Consider the following 15157-nt stretch of genomic DNA (forward strand, 5'->3'; position numbering starts at 1 on the left):
TTTTTGCCCGACGGGGTGAAAAATACAGTTGCTATGGATACAAAAAAGTCGTCTGAAACGTCAAATAGAAAGCCATCATGGACATCGAAACCTTCCTGCAAAACGAATCCAGCCATCCCGCCGACTACCGCTGCGGCTTCGTCGCCATCGTCGGCCGCCCCAACGTCGGTAAATCCACGCTGATGAACCACCTTATCGGGCAAAAAATCAGCATCACCAGCAAAAAAGCCCAAACCACGCGCAACCGCGTTACCGGCATTTACACCGACGACACCGCCCAATTCGTTTTCGTCGATACGCCCGGCTTCCAAACCAAACACCGCAACGCCCTGAACGACCGCCTCAATCAAAACGTAACCGAAGCGTTGAGCGGCGTCGACGCCGTCGTTTTCGTCGTCGAAGCCATGCGCTTTACCGATGCCGACCGTATCGTAATGAAACAACTGCCGACAAACACGCCCGTCATCCTCGTTATCAACAAAATCGACAAAAACAAAGCGGGCAGCAGCGGTTTGCAGGAATTTATCGACCAAATCAGCGCAGAATTCAAATTTGCAGGGCATGAAACCGTCAGCGCCAAACACGGATTGGGCATCGCCAACCTGCTCGCGCGCCTCAGACCTTACCTGCCCCAAAGCGTGCCGATGTATCCGGAAGAAATGGTGACCGACCGTTCCAGCCGTTTCCTCGCCACCGAAATCGTGCGCGAAAAACTGTTCCGTTACCTCGGCGAAGAGCTGCCCTACGCCATGAATGTGGAAATCGAACAATTCGAAGAAGAGGAAAACGGCCTCTACCGAATCTACATCGCCGTATTGGTCGATAAAGACAGCCAAAAAGCCATATTAATCGGCAAAGGCGGGGAAAAACTGAAAAAAATCTCCACCGAAGCCCGCCTCGATATGGAAAAACTGTTTGATACCAAAGTGTTTTTAAAGGTTTGGGTCAAGGTCAAATCAGGCTGGGCGGACGACGTGCGCTTCCTCAGGGAATTGGGTTTATAGGTCGTCTGAAAATACAGTCTCAAATAAACAAAAGGTCGTCTGAAAACAAGCATTGCAAGTTTTCAGACGACCTTTTTTATGGTTAAGCAATCAGTTCTTCATCGACTGCACCGGCGCGGGAATCCTGCCTCCTCGGTTGACAAACACTTCGCACGAACCTTCTTTGACCGGCATCACGGGCGCGTAACCCAGCAGGCCGCCAAACTCGACGCTGTCGCCGACGGTTTTGCCCGTTACCGGAATAATGCGCACGGCGGTGGTTTTGCTGTTGATCATGCCGATGGCGGCTTCGTCGGCGATGATGCCGGAAATGGTATGAGCAGGCGTATCACCGGGTACGGCAATCATGTCCAACCCGACCGAGCAGACAGCGGTCATTGCTTCGAGTTTGTCCAGCGTCAGCACGCCTGCTTCAGCAGCGGCAATCATGCCTTCGTCTTCGGAAACGGGGATAAACGCGCCGCTCAAACCGCCAACCGCACTGGAAGCCATCATGCCGCCTTTTTTCACGGCATCGTTCAGCAATGCCAAGGCAGCCGTCGTGCCGTGCGTACCGCAGACGCTTAAACCCATTTCTTCAAGGATGCGCGCCACCGAGTCGCCGACGGCGGGGGTCGGTGCCAGCGATAAATCGAGAATGCCGAACGGGATGCCCAGTATTTTCGAGGCTTCGCGGCCGATGAGTTCGCCCACGCGGGTGATTTTGAAGGCGGTTTTCTTCACGACTTCGGCAACTTCGGTCAGGCTGACCGCGTCTGAATTTTCCAACGCGGCTTTGACCACGCCCGGTCCCGATACGCCGACGTTGATGACGGCGTCCGCTTCGCCCGCACCGTGAAACGCACCCGCCATAAACGGATTGTCTTCCACCGCGTTGCAGAACACGACGATTTTGGCGCAGCCGAAACCTTCGGGCGTGATTTCAGCCGTGCGCTTGATGGTTTCGCCCGCCAATCTGACCGCATCCATATTGATGCCCGCGCGCGTGCTGCCGATATTGATGGAGCTGCACACAATGTCAGTGGTCTTCATCGCTTCGGGAATGGAGCGGATTAACACCTCGTCTGAAGGCGACATGCCTTTTTGCACAAGAGCGGAAAAGCCACCGATAAAAGACACGCCGATGGCTTTGGCTGCTTTGTCCAAAGTCTGTGCCACGCTGACGTAAGACTCGGCTTTGGTCGCCGCCGCGATTTGGGCAATTGGCGTGACGGAAATACGCTGATTCACAATCGGCACGCCGTATTTGGCAGACAGGTGTTTCGCCGTAGCGACCAAATCTTTGCCGACAGTGGTGATTTTGTTGTAAATGTTTTGGTTCAACACATCGATGTCGGTGCTGATACAGTCGTGCAAATCAATGCCTATGGTAATGGTGCGGACGTCGAAATGCTGGTCGGCAACCATTTTGACGGTTTCAAGTATCTCATTACTGTGGAAATTGTTCATGGGACTCGGCCTTTCTTGCAGGTCGTCTGAAAAATATTTTTAGACGACCTTCGATTAGACTTTAAGCTTGACATACATATGCTCTTGCGTGCCTTCAGCAGTTTTTCGCATCTCGTAATCAAACACATCAGAATATTTTTTTACTAAATCGGTAAATTTCTTACAACCGTAATTACGTGGGTCAAAATCTACCTGCAAGCGTTTCCAAGTGGCACCGAATGCAGTCATAGCCATCCATTCACTATCCGCATGTTCGAAAATTTTATGTATAGTTTCCAACGGTAGTTTGTGCTCAAATTGTTCGGCAATTTTCGGTTGAGCTTGAGCATTTTCGGGCGAGACTGTTTGAATCTGTTTCTCTGCTGGTTTCTGTGGTTTATCGGTTACTGTTTCTTTTTGTGCGGGTTCAGGCATCAAGTTTTCTACATAGATAAATTGGCTGCACGCATTACGGAAAGCTTCAGGCGTTTGCTTTTTGCCGAAACCGTAAACTGTTACACCTTGTTCCTTCAACCGGATAGCCAGTGCAGTAAAGTCACTATCACTAGATACCAAACAAAAACCATCAAAACGGCCGGTATAGAGTAAATCCATCGCATCAATAATCATAAAACCGTCAGTGGCATTTTTACCTGTGGTGTAGGCGAATTGCTGCATAGGTTTGATAGCATGCTCATTAATGACAGCTTTCCATTTACCGTTGTCACCAACAAAGTTGCCATAGATGCGTTTTACCATTGCTTCACCGAATTTAGTTGTTTCTTCTAAAATCGCATCAATGGTTTGCGCTGACGCATTATCAGCATCAATTAAAACAGCCAGCCGTGCAGATTTCTCTTCAGCTACATTAAAACTAATTTTATTTTTTGACATAATTTTAGAGTTCCTAAAATCAAATGCGGTGCATGGCTTGGAAGATTTCTTCATTTTGCATACGGATATCGAGCGCGAGTTTTTTGCTCTCTTCCGCAAACAAATCCAGCATTTCCTGCCGCGATTTGGGGCATTTCGAGGTATCCACCAAGATAATCATGGTGAAGAAATCGTCCATCAGCTGCTGGCTGATATTGAGGATGTTGATTTGGTTTTCCGCCAAAATTCTGGAAACGTCGTACACGATGCCGACGCGGTCTTTGCCGATGACAGTGATGACTGAATTATTCATAAGTCAGGGTCCTTGTAGGGGTCGTCTGAAAAATTGATTCGGGAAATTATAACATTGCTTTAGAATAAGATGGTTTGGATTGTTGACAATTTTTAGGCTGTATCGGTTTGGTCGGCTGCTTATTGAATAGGATGGGCAGAGGATAATCGGCTGGTTTGTAATCTCAAGATTTTTGATAAACCGATATTAATTTGTTCAAATGCGTATGCAAACAGACGCACCTAAATGCAGCAATTTGCGTATAATGGCGCAAATTCCGATTAACCGATTCATGTAAATAAGGATTACACCATGACCTCTATCCACGACCAAATTAAAGAAGTTGTTACCACCCACCGCGTTGTTTTGTTTATGAAGGGTACGAAGCAGTTTCCGCAATGCGGCTTTTCTTCACGCGCCGTGCAAATCCTCAACGCTGCGGGCTGCACTGATTACGTTACCGTGAATGTTTTGGAAAACGATGCCGTCCGCCAAGGTATCAAAGAATACAGCGATTGGCCGACCATCCCGCAACTCTACGTAAACGGAGAGTTTGTCGGCGGTTCCGATATTTTGATGGAAATGTACGAAGCAGGTGAGCTGCAAGAATTGCTGAAAGCTTGATTTGCCTGATACGGAATCATGAAGAGGTCGTCTGAAATATTTCAGACGACCTCTTTTCATTTTAACCAAGACTCAAGAGGGGTTTATTCCTCGGGACGTTCGCCGTCGGTGTCGTCCAGTTTGCCTTCGGTGATATCGATGTTGATGCCCACGGCGGCACGGATTTTGGCATCGATTTCGTTGGCGATTTCGGGATTTTCTTTCAGCCAGACGCGGACGTTGTCTTTGCCTTGTCCGATTTTGGCGCCGTTGTAGCTGTACCATGCGCCTGATTTTTCAACGATGTCGTATTTGACGCCGAGGTCGATCAGTTCGCCTTCCCAGCTTACGCCTTCGCCGTACAGGATATCGAATTCGGCTTGGCGGAATGGAGGGGCGACTTTGTTTTTGATGACTTTGACTTTGGTTTCGTTGCCGATGACGTCGTCGCCTTTTTTGATTTGTCCGGTGCGGCGGATGTCGAGGCGGACGGAGGCGTAGAATTTGAGGGCGTTACCGCCGGTGGTGGTTTCGGGACTGCCGAACATCACGCCGATTTTCATACGGATTTGGTTGATGAAGACGACCAGTGTGTTGGTGCGTTTGATGTGGCCGGTCAGTTTGCGCAGGGCTTGGCTCATCAGGCGGGCTTGCAGGCCGACGTGGCTGTCGCCCATTTCGCCTTCGATTTCGGCTTTGGGTACGAGGGCGGCTACGGAGTCGACAACGACCATGTCCACGCCGCCGGAACGTACCAGCGTGTCGCAGATTTCCAGAGCCTGCTCGCCGGTATCAGGTTGGGATAGGTAGAGTTCTTCTACTTTAACGCCGAGTTTGCGGGCGTAAACGGGGTCGAAGGCGTGTTCGGCGTCGATAAAGGCGCAGATGCCGCCGTTTTTCTGGCATTGGGCGATGGCTTCGAGGCAGAGCGTGGTTTTACCGGAGGATTCGGGGCCGAAGATTTCGACGACGCGGCCGCGCGGCAGACCGCCGACGCCGAGCGCCAAGTCCACACCGAGCGAGCCGGTGGAGATGACGTCAAGGTTTTCTTCTTGCTGGCTGCCGTCCATTTTCATGATGGAACCTTTGCCGAAGTTTTTTTCAATTTGGGCAAGGGCGGCGGCTAGGGCTTTGCTTTTTTCGTCTGACATAGTGTTGGTCTCGTTTGATGTTGATGAATTTAGCTAAGAATTTGTTTAGCTATTATCTCATAAATTAAGAAAAAGTATAGTTTATTTCGATTTTATTTTGAAGCGTAGGCGGGCTTACTCGGAAGATTTTAAATAACTATTTGTTTTTAATAAAATTAAATATTTTCTAGTTTTTGATAGTATCAGTGTTGCAGATTTTATTTGTTGCAGAGGTCGTCTGAAAATCAGCGACTGTTTTCAGACGACCCCTTGCCCAATCCAATCACTTGCACACGGCGGATACTTTGATTTCGACCGCCCATTCCGGTTTGGCGAGTTTGGCTTCGATGCAGGCGCGGGCCGGGGCGCGGCCGGGGGCTGTCCAGGCATCCCAGGCTTCGTTCATGGCGGCGTAGTCGTTCATATCGGTCAGGAAGATGGTGGCTTCGAGGATGTGTGCTTTGTCGGAGCCGCATTCTTCAAGCCAGCGGTCGATTTGCGCCAAAACGTTTTCGGTCTGGGCTTTGGCATCGGCTTCGGGATTTTCGGGAACCATGCCTGAGAGGAAGACGAATCCTCCGGCGCAGACGGCTTCGGAGTAGCGTTCGGTGGTACCGAGGTATCGGATATTCATTTGATATTCCTTGAGGTTGGGCGCACGGGGCATTCTGTCCTGTTGTTGGATTTCGGTTTGCCTGATGGGGTCAGAACGAGACGGCGGATATTGGGCAGGGGCTTATGGTAACATTCAGCTTGATTGTCTGCCACAGCAGGCGGGCGGTTTTGTTGTTTTTGAAAAGATGCGGAAACTATTTTTACGCGTCATTGTCATATTGGTTTTAGGTCGTCTGAATATTATTGGAACTGCATCATGAGCAAAAATACCGATTATCCGGTTACTCCTGCCGTCCGTTTCTTGCGTACACATCAAATTGATTTTGAGCCTTATATTTATGTTTATGAGGAACACGGCGGGACAGGGCAGTTTGCCGAGTTGTTCGGTGTGGACGAGCATCAGGTGGTCAAAACCATCGTGCTGCAAAACGAAGCGAAGAAAGGGCTGGTCGTCGTGATGCACGGCGACAAGCAGATTTCCACCCGCAATCTGGCTCGCGATTTGGGCATGAAACACATCGAGCCTGCCGATCCGAAACAGGCAAACAAATGGACGGGCTATCTGGTGGGCGGGACGACGCCTTTCGGTATGAAAACCCGGTTGCCTGTGTATGTTGAAAAAAGTATTTGGGATTTGGAGAAAGTTTATATCAACGGCGGCAAACGCGGATTCATCATCGGTGTCAGTCCGCAGGCTTTGCGGGCTTTGAATCCGCAGGATGTACAGGTCGCCGTCTAAAGGGATGCAAAACGGTTTTAAGTCGGGAAACGCAGATTCGGGCAAATTTGAAGGTTTTATAAAAAGAACACAATGCCTGATTTTATATCTGTTTTCATTCTGTCAAACAGCCTGTTGCCGTGATTTCACGGTATCGGGCTTTGGCAAACACAAACCAAAGAGGCACACCCTAATATGGAAAACCGTAATTTTTATGAAATTCTCGGCATTTCGGCGGATGCGGACATTGCAGAAATCAGAAAAGCCTATCGTGATTCGGCAATGAAATACCATCCCGATCGTAATCCCGGCAATCCCGAAGCGGAAGAGCGTTTTAAGGAAATCCGTCAGGCTTACGATACGCTGGTCGATCCCGAACGTCGGGCATGGTACGACGAGTCGCTCCGTGAATTCAGCGGTAGAAGCGGGCAGACCGCCAGCCAGCAGACCGGTAGCGAGCATACGGCGGAAGCGCCGCGCCAAGACGGCGACCGGACTTACGTGATGGCGATGTATGCCTTGTTTGCCTTGGCATTTGCGACCTTGGTAATGCCTGTTGCCGGCATCGTTTTGGCGTATGTAAAACGTGGCGATATGGGCGACTCGGTTTATAATAACCATGCAGACTATCTGATTAAAACCTTCTGGGGCGGTCTGGCGGGGTTTGTTTTGAGTAAAATCACCGCGTTTATCGGCATCGGCTCTGTGTTGCTGTTTTTGGTATCGGTTTGGTTTGCTTACCGTCTGGCGGCAGGTTTCGTCAGACTGATGGACAACAAGCGTATGTCTTTGGATACTTGGTTCTAAGCGCAACCGCCCGCCTTGTTTTCAGACGACCTTCGCATCCCGGGGTCGTCTGAAATTTTTGTATGGGTCGTTTGCGGGAAACTAAATATCAAAACAGGACACCAAGAAGGTCGTCTGAAAATTTGTCCACGCATCCGACACATTCAATCAAAGGAAAAACATGATTTATTTATTGGCAAGCATACTGTGCAGCGTGTCTGTGTTGGTATTGCTCAAATTGGCGCGTAAGAACAAAATCGACGTCGCGCAGGCGGTGGCGGTGAACTACATCGTCGCAGTGGCGTTGACGGCTTGGGTGTTGAAACCCGATTTGAGCAACCTGAAAGCCTTTTTGCCGACTTGGTGGCTGTTTGGCGCGCTGGGCGTGCTGCTGCCTTCGGTGTTTGTGATTATGGGCAAGGCGGTCGATGCGGCGGGTATCGTCAAGTCCGATGCGGCGCAACGTTTGTCTTTGATACTGCCGATTATTTCCGCGTTCGTCATTTTTGGCGAAGCGTTGACCGAAGGGCGGCTGATAGGCATCGTTTTGGCGTTTGTGGCTCTGTTCTGCCTGTTGTGGAAAGCCGACGGCGGCAAGAAATCGGGCGGATTGGGTACGCAAATCACGTTGCTTGCGGGCGTTTGGGCGGGCTACGGCATCATCGACATCCTCTTCAAACAGCTTGCCAAAAGCGGTACGGCGTTTTCCGGCAACCTCTTGGTCGCCTTCAGCCTCGCCGGTATTTTGATGTTCGGCTACCTTTTCTCCCAATCGACCAAATGGACGAAAGAAGGCATTATCGGCGGCATCGTCTTGGGCGGTTTGAATTTCGCCAACATCGTTACCTACATCACCGCCCACCAAATGATGAAAGACAACCCGACGCTGGTCTTCGCAGGCATGAACATCGGCGTCATTGTTTTGGGAACGCTGGTCGGCGCGATGGCGTTTAAAGAAAAAATCAGCAGCATCAACGCCGCAGGCATCAGCGTCGCCGTCTGCGCCATCGCCTGTTTGTTTTACTGGCCGCAGATACGGGGACTGGTCGGTATGTAAGCATGTAAAAGGTCGTCTGAAAAAGGTTTCAGACGACCTTTTACCTTTCGGGTGGGAGTGTTTTTCCTGCTTTGATAACAACGGCGCATTTGCAGCTAGACAACCCATGCAAAACGGTCTAATGTTCCGCCTGCATATGCACATTACTTGATAAACCAACGAATGAGAAGGTAAGAGAAATGACTGTCCGTATCGAACACGATTTGCTGGGCGACCGCGAAATCCCCGCCGAGGCGTATTGGGGCATCCATACTTTGCGCGCGGTGGAGAACTTTAAAATTTCCAATCAAAAAATTTCCGACGTGCCGCAGTTTGTCCGCAGCATGGTGATGGTGAAAAAAGCGACCGCGCAGGCAAACGGCGAACTGGGCGCGGTGAAGCCCGAAATCGCCGCCGCCATCGAAAAGGCTTGCGACGAAGTGTTGCTCAAAGGCCGCTGCCTCGACCAATTCCCGTCCGACGTGTATCAGGGCGGCGCGGGGACTTCGGTCAACATGAACACCAACGAAGTCATCGCCAACCTTGCTTTGGAAGTGTTGTGCTACGAGAAAGGCCGCTACGACATCGTCAATCCGATGGACCATGTGAACGCCAGCCAGTCCACCAACGATGCGTATCCGACCGGCTTCAGGCTGGCGGTGTATTACAGTGTCGGCGAACTGCTGGAAAAACTGGCGTTGCTGAAAGACGCGTTTGCCGCCAAAGCCGATGAGTTTAAAGATGTTTTGAAAATGGGGCGCACCCAGCTTCAAGATGCCGTGCCGATGACGGCGGGGCAGGAGTTTCAGTCTTTCCAAGTGTTGCTGGAAGAAGAGATTTTGAATCTGAACCGCACGCGCGCCCTGCTGTTGGAAGTCAACTTGGGCGCAACCGCCATCGGCACGGGTGTGAACACGCCGAAAGGCTACGCGGCTTTGGCGGTGAAAAAATTGTCCGAAGTCAGCGGCTTGGATTGCAAACTGACCGAAAACCTGATTGAAGCGACTTCCGACTGCGGCGCGTATGTGATGGTACACGGCGCATTGAAACGCACGGCGGTGAAATTATCGAAAATCTGTAACGACTTGCGCCTCTTGTCGTCCGGCCCGCGCGCCGGTTTGAAAGAGATTAACCTGCCGGAAATGCAGGCAGGTTCGTCAATTATGCCCGCCAAAGTCAACCCCGTGATTCCCGAAGTGGTCAACCAAGTCTGCTTCAAAGTCATCGGCAACGACACCACCATCACCTTCGCCGCCGAAGCGGGGCAGTTGCAATTAAACGTGATGGAGCCGGTCATCGCGCAATGTATGTTTGAAACCATCTCTCTCTTGGGCAACGCTGCGGTAAACCTTGCCGAAAAATGCGTCAAAGGCATTACCGTCAACCGCGAAATCTGCGAACGCTATGTGTTCAACTCCATCGGCCTGGTCACTTACCTGAACCCGTATATCGGCCATGAAAACGGCGATTTGGTCGGCAAAATCTGCGCCCAAACCGGCAAAGGCGTGCGCGAAGTCGTGCTCGAACGCGGCCTGTTGAGCGAAGCGGAACTCGACCGCATCCTGTCACCCGAAAACTTGATGAACCCGCATTTGTAAGATAGGGCATAAAGAAAAGGTCGTCTGAAAACGGAATTTCCGTTTCAGACGACCTTTTTTTATAGTGGATTAAATTTAAGTCAGGACAAGACGACGAAGCCGCAGACAGTACAGATAGTACGGCAAGGCAAGGCAACGCCGTACTGGTTTAAAGTTAAGCCACTATATTTGTTCAAATTCTTATTTCAACATTAAAATCGCAGCCACCGCCGCAGCCGTGACTACTAAGGCGGCAATCAGTTTGGCGGCGGAAGCAAATTTCAAGGCAACGGTTTGCCCCTCGATATGCTTGTAGCCGCTGATCATCGGGTGGATCAAATCTTTTTTCTTCAGAAACTTATACGCCAAGACCGTAACGATGTGTAATCCTGCCAATGCTGCCAGCAGGTTGAAGAAATTGACGTGGATTTTGCGCATCAGGCTGCCCGTGTCCGAGCTGACCAAATGGTTCAGATAGCCGCTGTCGGTAAACGTGTTTTCATCGGCGGCAAACAAGCCCGTCGTCGCTTGCAGCAAAACCGCCGCAATCAGCGCAATGACCATCAGCGCGCCCAAAGGGTTGTGTCCGGGCTGTTCGTTTTCCGTCAGGCTGCCTTGCAGGTAGCGGCGGATGGACGATGGCCCACGCACGAATTGCGAAAACCGAGCCGTATCGCTGCCCCACAAGCCCCAACACAGGCGGAAGACAATCAGCCCCGCCACCAGCAGTCCGCAGCGCAAGTGCCAAACCAGCATCCCGCCGCCTGCCTGCGCGCTGTACCACATAAATCCGACCGACAAGACCAAGAGCCAGTGAAACAGGCGCGTTGGCAAATCCCAGACTTTGACTTTTTGTTTCATTAAATATTCCTTGTTGTGCGGTTGTAGTGTTCCTATACGGGGCGGTAGAATCGTGAAAACAACAGTCGATAAAAGACATCCTCTTTTCGCCACGCATCCGCTATTTTATCCCAAACTCAGGCAGATTGATGATGACCCCGTCCTATACGCTCCCCGATACGCCCGATTTTTTTCAGACGACCTCGCAATTTCCCGACGTATTCACCCCGCGCCAAGCGGAGTCGCACAAAGGGACATACGGCACGCTCGCCGTCGTCGGCGGCGCATCGGGCATGAGCGGAGCCGTTGTTCTCGCTTCTACCGCCGCGATTTATCAAGGCAGCGGCAAAGTGTGGGCGGGCTTCAATCAAACTGCCTTGCCCTTCGCCGTCATCCCCGAACGCCCCGAAATCATGCTGGCAACTGCCGAAGACCTGCTGAAATGCAAGGACATCAGCGCATGGGCGGTCGGCTGCGGCATGGGTTTGGACGAAACTGCCGACTCAATCTTAAATATCGTGTTGACGCAAAATCAGGACGCACCGCTGCTGCTCGATGCCGACGCACTGACTTTGCTGGCAAGGTCGCATCCTGAAACCCGCGAAGCCGCACAAAAACGCAGCAATCTGGTTCTGACCCCGCATCCCGCCGAAGCCGCCCGCCTGCTCGGTATATCCACCCAAGCCGTTCAGCAAAATAGAATGTCCGCCGTCCAAACCATCAGCGCAACGTTCCAAGCCGTAACCGTCCTAAAAGGACACCATACACTGGTCGCCGCGCCCGACGGCACGGTCTATACCAACCCAAGCGGCAACGCCGGACTTGCCACCGCAGGCAGCGGCGACGTTTTAAGCGGCATCATTGGCAGCCTGCTCGCGCAAGGCATCCCGCCGTTCCAAGCCGCTTGCGCCGGCGTATGGCTGCACGGCGCAGCGGCGGATGTCATCAAACACTCGACAGGCGTGGAAGCTGGTATGCTCGCAGGCGAAATCGCACCTGCGGCCAGATGGTTGAGGAATCGGCTGATGATGGATAACACAAAAGGTTGAAAGAAGAGGTCGTCTGAAAACGAGGTTGGCGCTGTATCTTTGTTTTCAGACGACCATTTGTAAATATTCAACATTTGTGTCGGAATTTAAAATCTCTTTGATGTTTCCTGTGTAGATAATCCAAATCAAGTGAAAAAGGAAAACCATGCAGTCCAAATTTATCCACCACCAAGGCGCGAGCCTGCATTACCAAATCGGCGGCAAGGAATCCGCCTCCATCATGGTCTTGCTTCACGGCGGTTTCGGCTCGATTGTCGACTTTGAACCGTTGCTGCCGCGCCTGTTGCAACACTACCGCGTGATTGCCGTCGATACGCGCGGACACGGACGCTCTACGCTCGGCACTACCGCATTGACCTATGCTCAAGCAGCCGATGATGTGCGCCAAATCCTGCGCAACGAAAGCGTGGAAAATTACAGTCTGTTCGGTTTCAGCGACGGAGGAATAACTGCTTACCGTCTTGGTGCGGAAGATGAAAATGTTGAGAAAATCATCACGGTAGGCGCAGAGTGGCATCAAAAACATTTGAATCGCGTAAAGTCGATGTTTGAAGCGCTGAACCTTAATATTGTAGAAGAAAAACTGTCGGAACAGCTTGCCGCTTATCAGGCAGCCAATCCCGAACCCGATGCCGAAAAATGGATTGCAGCATTGAAAGCCATGTGGCTGGACGAAAGCGCAAGCGGTTATCCCAACGAAAGCGTCCGTGAAATCACAGCTAATGTCTTGGCAATACGCGGAGAAGCCGATTTTCTGCTTGCCTTCGATGATTGGGCAGAACTGAAAACCGAATTGCCCGATGTGCATCTGATGAATGTGCCGTTTGCAGCCCATGAAGCGATTAAAGAGCAGCCCGAAATCATTTGGGCGGCAGTACAGGCGTTTCAGGCATTGTAAAAGTCCGTATTGGATAAAGAGGTCGTCTGAAAACGGCTTTGGCAGGTTCGCCGAAATTGGTTTTCAGACGACCTGCCCATCCGTTTGAAATCCTCCCTCGTCCCGATTAAACTGCCGACTTGCTCTTTTACCATCATCCTTATTTTGTCCATCACACACCATGTCCAAACCGCTTATCATCCGCTGGCTTGCCGTCTGCCTGATACCCTTGGCGACGCTTGCCGTTTTCTCCGTCAATCCGCCTGAAGACGCGGCGCAACACTTAATCAACGGCATCATCCTTGCCTGCGAAGCGACGTTTCTGTTCAAATTCGTCCTTTTCGACACCATCAAGCATCATCTTAAGCAAGAGTTTGATTTGAAACGTCAAACCATGCTGCTGTTTATTCCAATCGTTTTGCTGATTGTGTATTTGTTCCACTATTTCGGCGCGTTTTAGTTTTGAAAAGGTCGTCTGAAACCGATTTCAGACGACCTCGAGTCTTTTATGAATACACATGCTTTTCCTGTTTGTTGGATTTTTTGCAACGTCATCGACAATTTCGGCGACATTGGCGTTTCCTTGCGGCTTGCCCGTGTTTTGCACCGTGAACTCGGTTGGCAGGTGCATTTGTGGACGGACGATGTGTCCGCCTTGCGTGCGCTTTGTCCCGATTTGCCCGACGTTCCCTGCGTTCATCAGGATATTCATGTCCGCACTTGGCATTCTGACGCGGCAGACATTGATACTGCGCCCGTTCCCGATGTCGTCATCGAAACTTTTGCCTGCGACCTGCCTGAAAATGTGTTGCACATCATCCGCCGACACAAGCCGCTTTGGCTGAATTGGGAATATTTGAGCGCGGAAGAAAGCAATGAAAGGCTGCACCTGATGCCTTCGCCGCAGGAGGGTGTTCAAAAATATTTTTGGTTTATGGGCTTCAGCGAAAAAAGCGGCGGGTTGATACGCGAACGCGATTACCGCGATGCCGTCCGTTTCAATAGCGAAGCCATGCGAGAGTGGCTGATGCTTCCTGAAAAAAATGCCCCCGAATGGCTGCTTTTCGGCTATCGGAGCGATGTTTGGGCGAAGTGGCTGGACATGTGGCAACAGGCAGGCAGCCCGCTGACCCTGCTGCTGGCTGGGACGCAAATCATCGACAGCCTCAAACAAAGCGGCGTCATTCCGCAAAACGCCCTGCAAAACGACGGCGATGTTTTTCAGACGACCTCAGTCCGCCTCGTCAAAATCCCTTTCGTGCCGCAACAGGATTTCGATAAACTGCTGCACCTCGCCGACTGCGCCGTGATACGCGGCGAAGACAGTTTCGTCCGCGCCCAGCTTGCCGGCAAACCCTTCTTTTGGCACATCTACCCGCAAGACGAGCATGTCCATCTCGACAAACTCCACGCCTTTTGGGATAAGTCACACGACTTCTACACGCCCGAAACCGCCTCGGCACACCGCCGCCTTTCAGACGACCTCAACGGAGGAGAGGCTTTATCTGCAACACAACGCCTCGAATGTTGGCAAATCCTGCAACAACACCAAAACGACTGGCGGCAAGGCGCGGAGGACTGGAGCCGTCATCTTTTTAAGCAACCTTCCGCCCCCGAAAAACTCGCCGCCTTTATTTCAAAGCTTAAAAAAATACGCTAAAATAGCGCGTTTATTTACAACCGATTTGATTGGACAATACATGAAAACAGCACAAGAACTGCGCGCCGGCAACGTATTCATGGTCGGCAACGATCCTATGGTCGTTCAAAAAACCGAATACATCAAAGGCGGCCGCTCTTCCGCCAAAGTCAGCATGAAACTGAAAAACCTGCTGACCGGTGCCGCTTCCGAAACCATTTACAAAGCCGACGACAAATTCGACGTCGTCATCCTGTCCCGCAAAAACTGTACTTACAGCTACTTTGCCGACCCTATGTACGTCTTCATGGACGAAGAATTCAACCAATACGAAATCGAAGCCGACAACATCGGCGACGCGTTGAAATTCATCGTTGACGGCATGGAAGACCAATGCGAAGTAACCTTCTACGAAGGCAACCCCATTTCTGTCGAGCTGCCTACCATCATCGTACGCGAAGTTGAATACACCGAGCCTGCCGTTAAAGGCGATACTTCCGGCAAAGTGATGAAAACCGCGCGTCTGGTCGGCGGCACTGAAATCCAAGTGATGTCTTACATCGAAAACGGCGACAAAGTCGAAATCGATACCCGTACCGGCGAATTCCGCAAACGCGCTTAAGCATCAGCGGCAGTTAAAAATAAAAGGTCGTCTGAAAACTGAACTGCACCCCAAAAGTTGGACATCCC

General features: G+C 51.2%; 17 protein-coding genes and 1 pseudogene. 12 read left to right on the plus strand and 6 right to left on the minus strand.

Going from position 1 to position 15157, the window contains the following annotated elements; translation table 11 throughout:
* Positions 1–77 precede the first annotated feature (77 nt).
* A complete protein-coding gene (gene era, locus HMPREF2726_RS07035) occupies positions 78–1004 on the plus strand; it encodes a GTPase Era (RefSeq protein WP_040668556.1) in 927 nt (308 codons plus the stop codon).
* A 90-nt stretch (positions 1005–1094) separates the two neighbouring features.
* Here era and HMPREF2726_RS07040 read toward each other — a convergent pair whose 3' ends face one another.
* The 3 genes from HMPREF2726_RS07040 to HMPREF2726_RS07050 are packed head-to-tail and all read right to left on the minus strand — an operon-like array spanning position 1095 to position 3618.
* Positions 1095–2453: a PFL family protein gene (locus tag HMPREF2726_RS07040; RefSeq protein WP_009311391.1), complete on the minus strand. Its 1359-nt coding sequence runs from the start codon at positions 2451–2453 to the stop codon at positions 1095–1097.
* A 54-nt stretch (positions 2454–2507) separates the two neighbouring features.
* A complete protein-coding gene (locus tag HMPREF2726_RS07045; RefSeq protein ID WP_009311390.1) occupies positions 2508–3326 on the minus strand; it encodes an NYN domain-containing protein in 819 nt (272 codons plus the stop codon).
* Between the two features lie 19 nt (positions 3327–3345).
* The gene (locus HMPREF2726_RS07050) at positions 3346–3618 is read right to left on the minus strand and encodes an ACT domain-containing protein (RefSeq protein ID WP_003765481.1); all 273 of its coding nucleotides are present in this window, start codon (positions 3616–3618) and stop codon (positions 3346–3348) included.
* 291 nt (positions 3619–3909) lie between these two features.
* Here HMPREF2726_RS07050 and grxD point away from each other — a divergent pair, with 291 nt between their 5' ends.
* Positions 3910–4221: a Grx4 family monothiol glutaredoxin gene (gene grxD / locus HMPREF2726_RS07055; RefSeq protein WP_009311389.1), complete on the plus strand. Its 312-nt coding sequence runs from the start codon at positions 3910–3912 to the stop codon at positions 4219–4221.
* A gap of 83 nt (positions 4222–4304) precedes the next feature.
* Here grxD and recA read toward each other — a convergent pair whose 3' ends face one another.
* Positions 4305–5351 carry a recombinase RecA gene (recA, locus tag HMPREF2726_RS07060; protein WP_003758619.1) on the minus strand — a complete coding sequence of 349 codons (1047 nt, stop codon included), beginning with the start codon at positions 5349–5351 and terminating at the stop codon, positions 4305–4307.
* A gap of 262 nt (positions 5352–5613) precedes the next feature.
* Complete coding sequence (locus HMPREF2726_RS07065; protein WP_009311388.1) at positions 5614–5964, minus strand: RidA family protein; 351 nt, start codon at positions 5962–5964, stop codon at positions 5614–5616.
* 237 nt (positions 5965–6201) lie between these two features.
* Here HMPREF2726_RS07065 and ybaK point away from each other — a divergent pair, with 237 nt between their 5' ends.
* From ybaK to HMPREF2726_RS14425, 5 genes and pseudogenes are all read left to right on the plus strand, one after another.
* Positions 6202–6684: a Cys-tRNA(Pro) deacylase gene (gene ybaK, locus HMPREF2726_RS07070; RefSeq protein WP_009311387.1), complete on the plus strand. Its 483-nt coding sequence runs from the start codon at positions 6202–6204 to the stop codon at positions 6682–6684.
* Positions 6685–6858: 174 nt separating this feature from the next.
* Positions 6859–7470, plus strand: coding sequence for a DnaJ domain-containing protein (locus HMPREF2726_RS07075; RefSeq protein WP_009311386.1), 612 nt, complete (start codon positions 6859–6861; stop codon positions 7468–7470).
* A gap of 160 nt (positions 7471–7630) precedes the next feature.
* Positions 7631–8506 (plus strand): DMT family transporter, encoded by an 876-nt coding sequence (locus HMPREF2726_RS07080; protein ID WP_070602797.1) that lies wholly within the window; start codon positions 7631–7633, stop codon positions 8504–8506.
* Between the two features lie 179 nt (positions 8507–8685).
* Positions 8686–10083 carry an aspartate ammonia-lyase gene (gene aspA / locus HMPREF2726_RS07085; protein ID WP_070602798.1) on the plus strand — a complete coding sequence of 466 codons (1398 nt, stop codon included), beginning with the start codon at positions 8686–8688 and terminating at the stop codon, positions 10081–10083.
* A 60-nt stretch (positions 10084–10143) separates the two neighbouring features.
* Positions 10144–10260, plus strand: a pseudogene (locus HMPREF2726_RS14425) (IS5/IS1182 family transposase); the annotation flags it as partial.
* A 3-nt stretch (positions 10261–10263) separates the two neighbouring features.
* Here HMPREF2726_RS14425 and HMPREF2726_RS07090 read toward each other — a convergent pair.
* Complete coding sequence (locus tag HMPREF2726_RS07090; RefSeq protein WP_070602800.1) at positions 10264–10923, minus strand: cytochrome b/b6 domain-containing protein; 660 nt, start codon at positions 10921–10923, stop codon at positions 10264–10266.
* 128 nt (positions 10924–11051) lie between these two features.
* Here HMPREF2726_RS07090 and HMPREF2726_RS07095 point away from each other — a divergent pair, with 128 nt between their 5' ends.
* The 5 genes from HMPREF2726_RS07095 to efp all read left to right on the plus strand — a co-directional run bounded on the left by HMPREF2726_RS07095 (position 11052) and on the right by efp (position 15089).
* Positions 11052–11951: an NAD(P)H-hydrate dehydratase gene (locus HMPREF2726_RS07095; RefSeq protein ID WP_070602802.1), complete on the plus strand. Its 900-nt coding sequence runs from the start codon at positions 11052–11054 to the stop codon at positions 11949–11951.
* 145 nt (positions 11952–12096) lie between these two features.
* Positions 12097–12849, plus strand: coding sequence for an alpha/beta fold hydrolase (locus tag HMPREF2726_RS07100; protein ID WP_070602804.1), 753 nt, complete (start codon positions 12097–12099; stop codon positions 12847–12849).
* Between the two features lie 160 nt (positions 12850–13009).
* Complete coding sequence (locus HMPREF2726_RS07105) at positions 13010–13288, plus strand: hypothetical protein (protein ID WP_070602806.1); 279 nt, start codon at positions 13010–13012, stop codon at positions 13286–13288.
* A 48-nt stretch (positions 13289–13336) separates the two neighbouring features.
* Entirely contained in the window at positions 13337–14488 is a 1152-nt protein-coding gene (earP, locus tag HMPREF2726_RS07110) for an elongation factor P maturation arginine rhamnosyltransferase EarP (protein WP_070602808.1), read from the plus strand.
* Positions 14489–14528: 40 nt separating this feature from the next.
* On the plus strand, positions 14529–15089 hold the full coding sequence (efp, locus tag HMPREF2726_RS07115; protein WP_002219406.1) for an elongation factor P: 561 nt from the start codon (positions 14529–14531) through the stop codon (positions 15087–15089).
* Positions 15090–15157: the final 68 nt, after the last annotated feature.

The sequence above is a fragment of the Neisseria sp. HMSC074B07 genome (assembly GCF_001810355.1).
Taxonomy (GTDB): Bacteria; Pseudomonadota; Gammaproteobacteria; order Burkholderiales; family Neisseriaceae; genus Neisseria.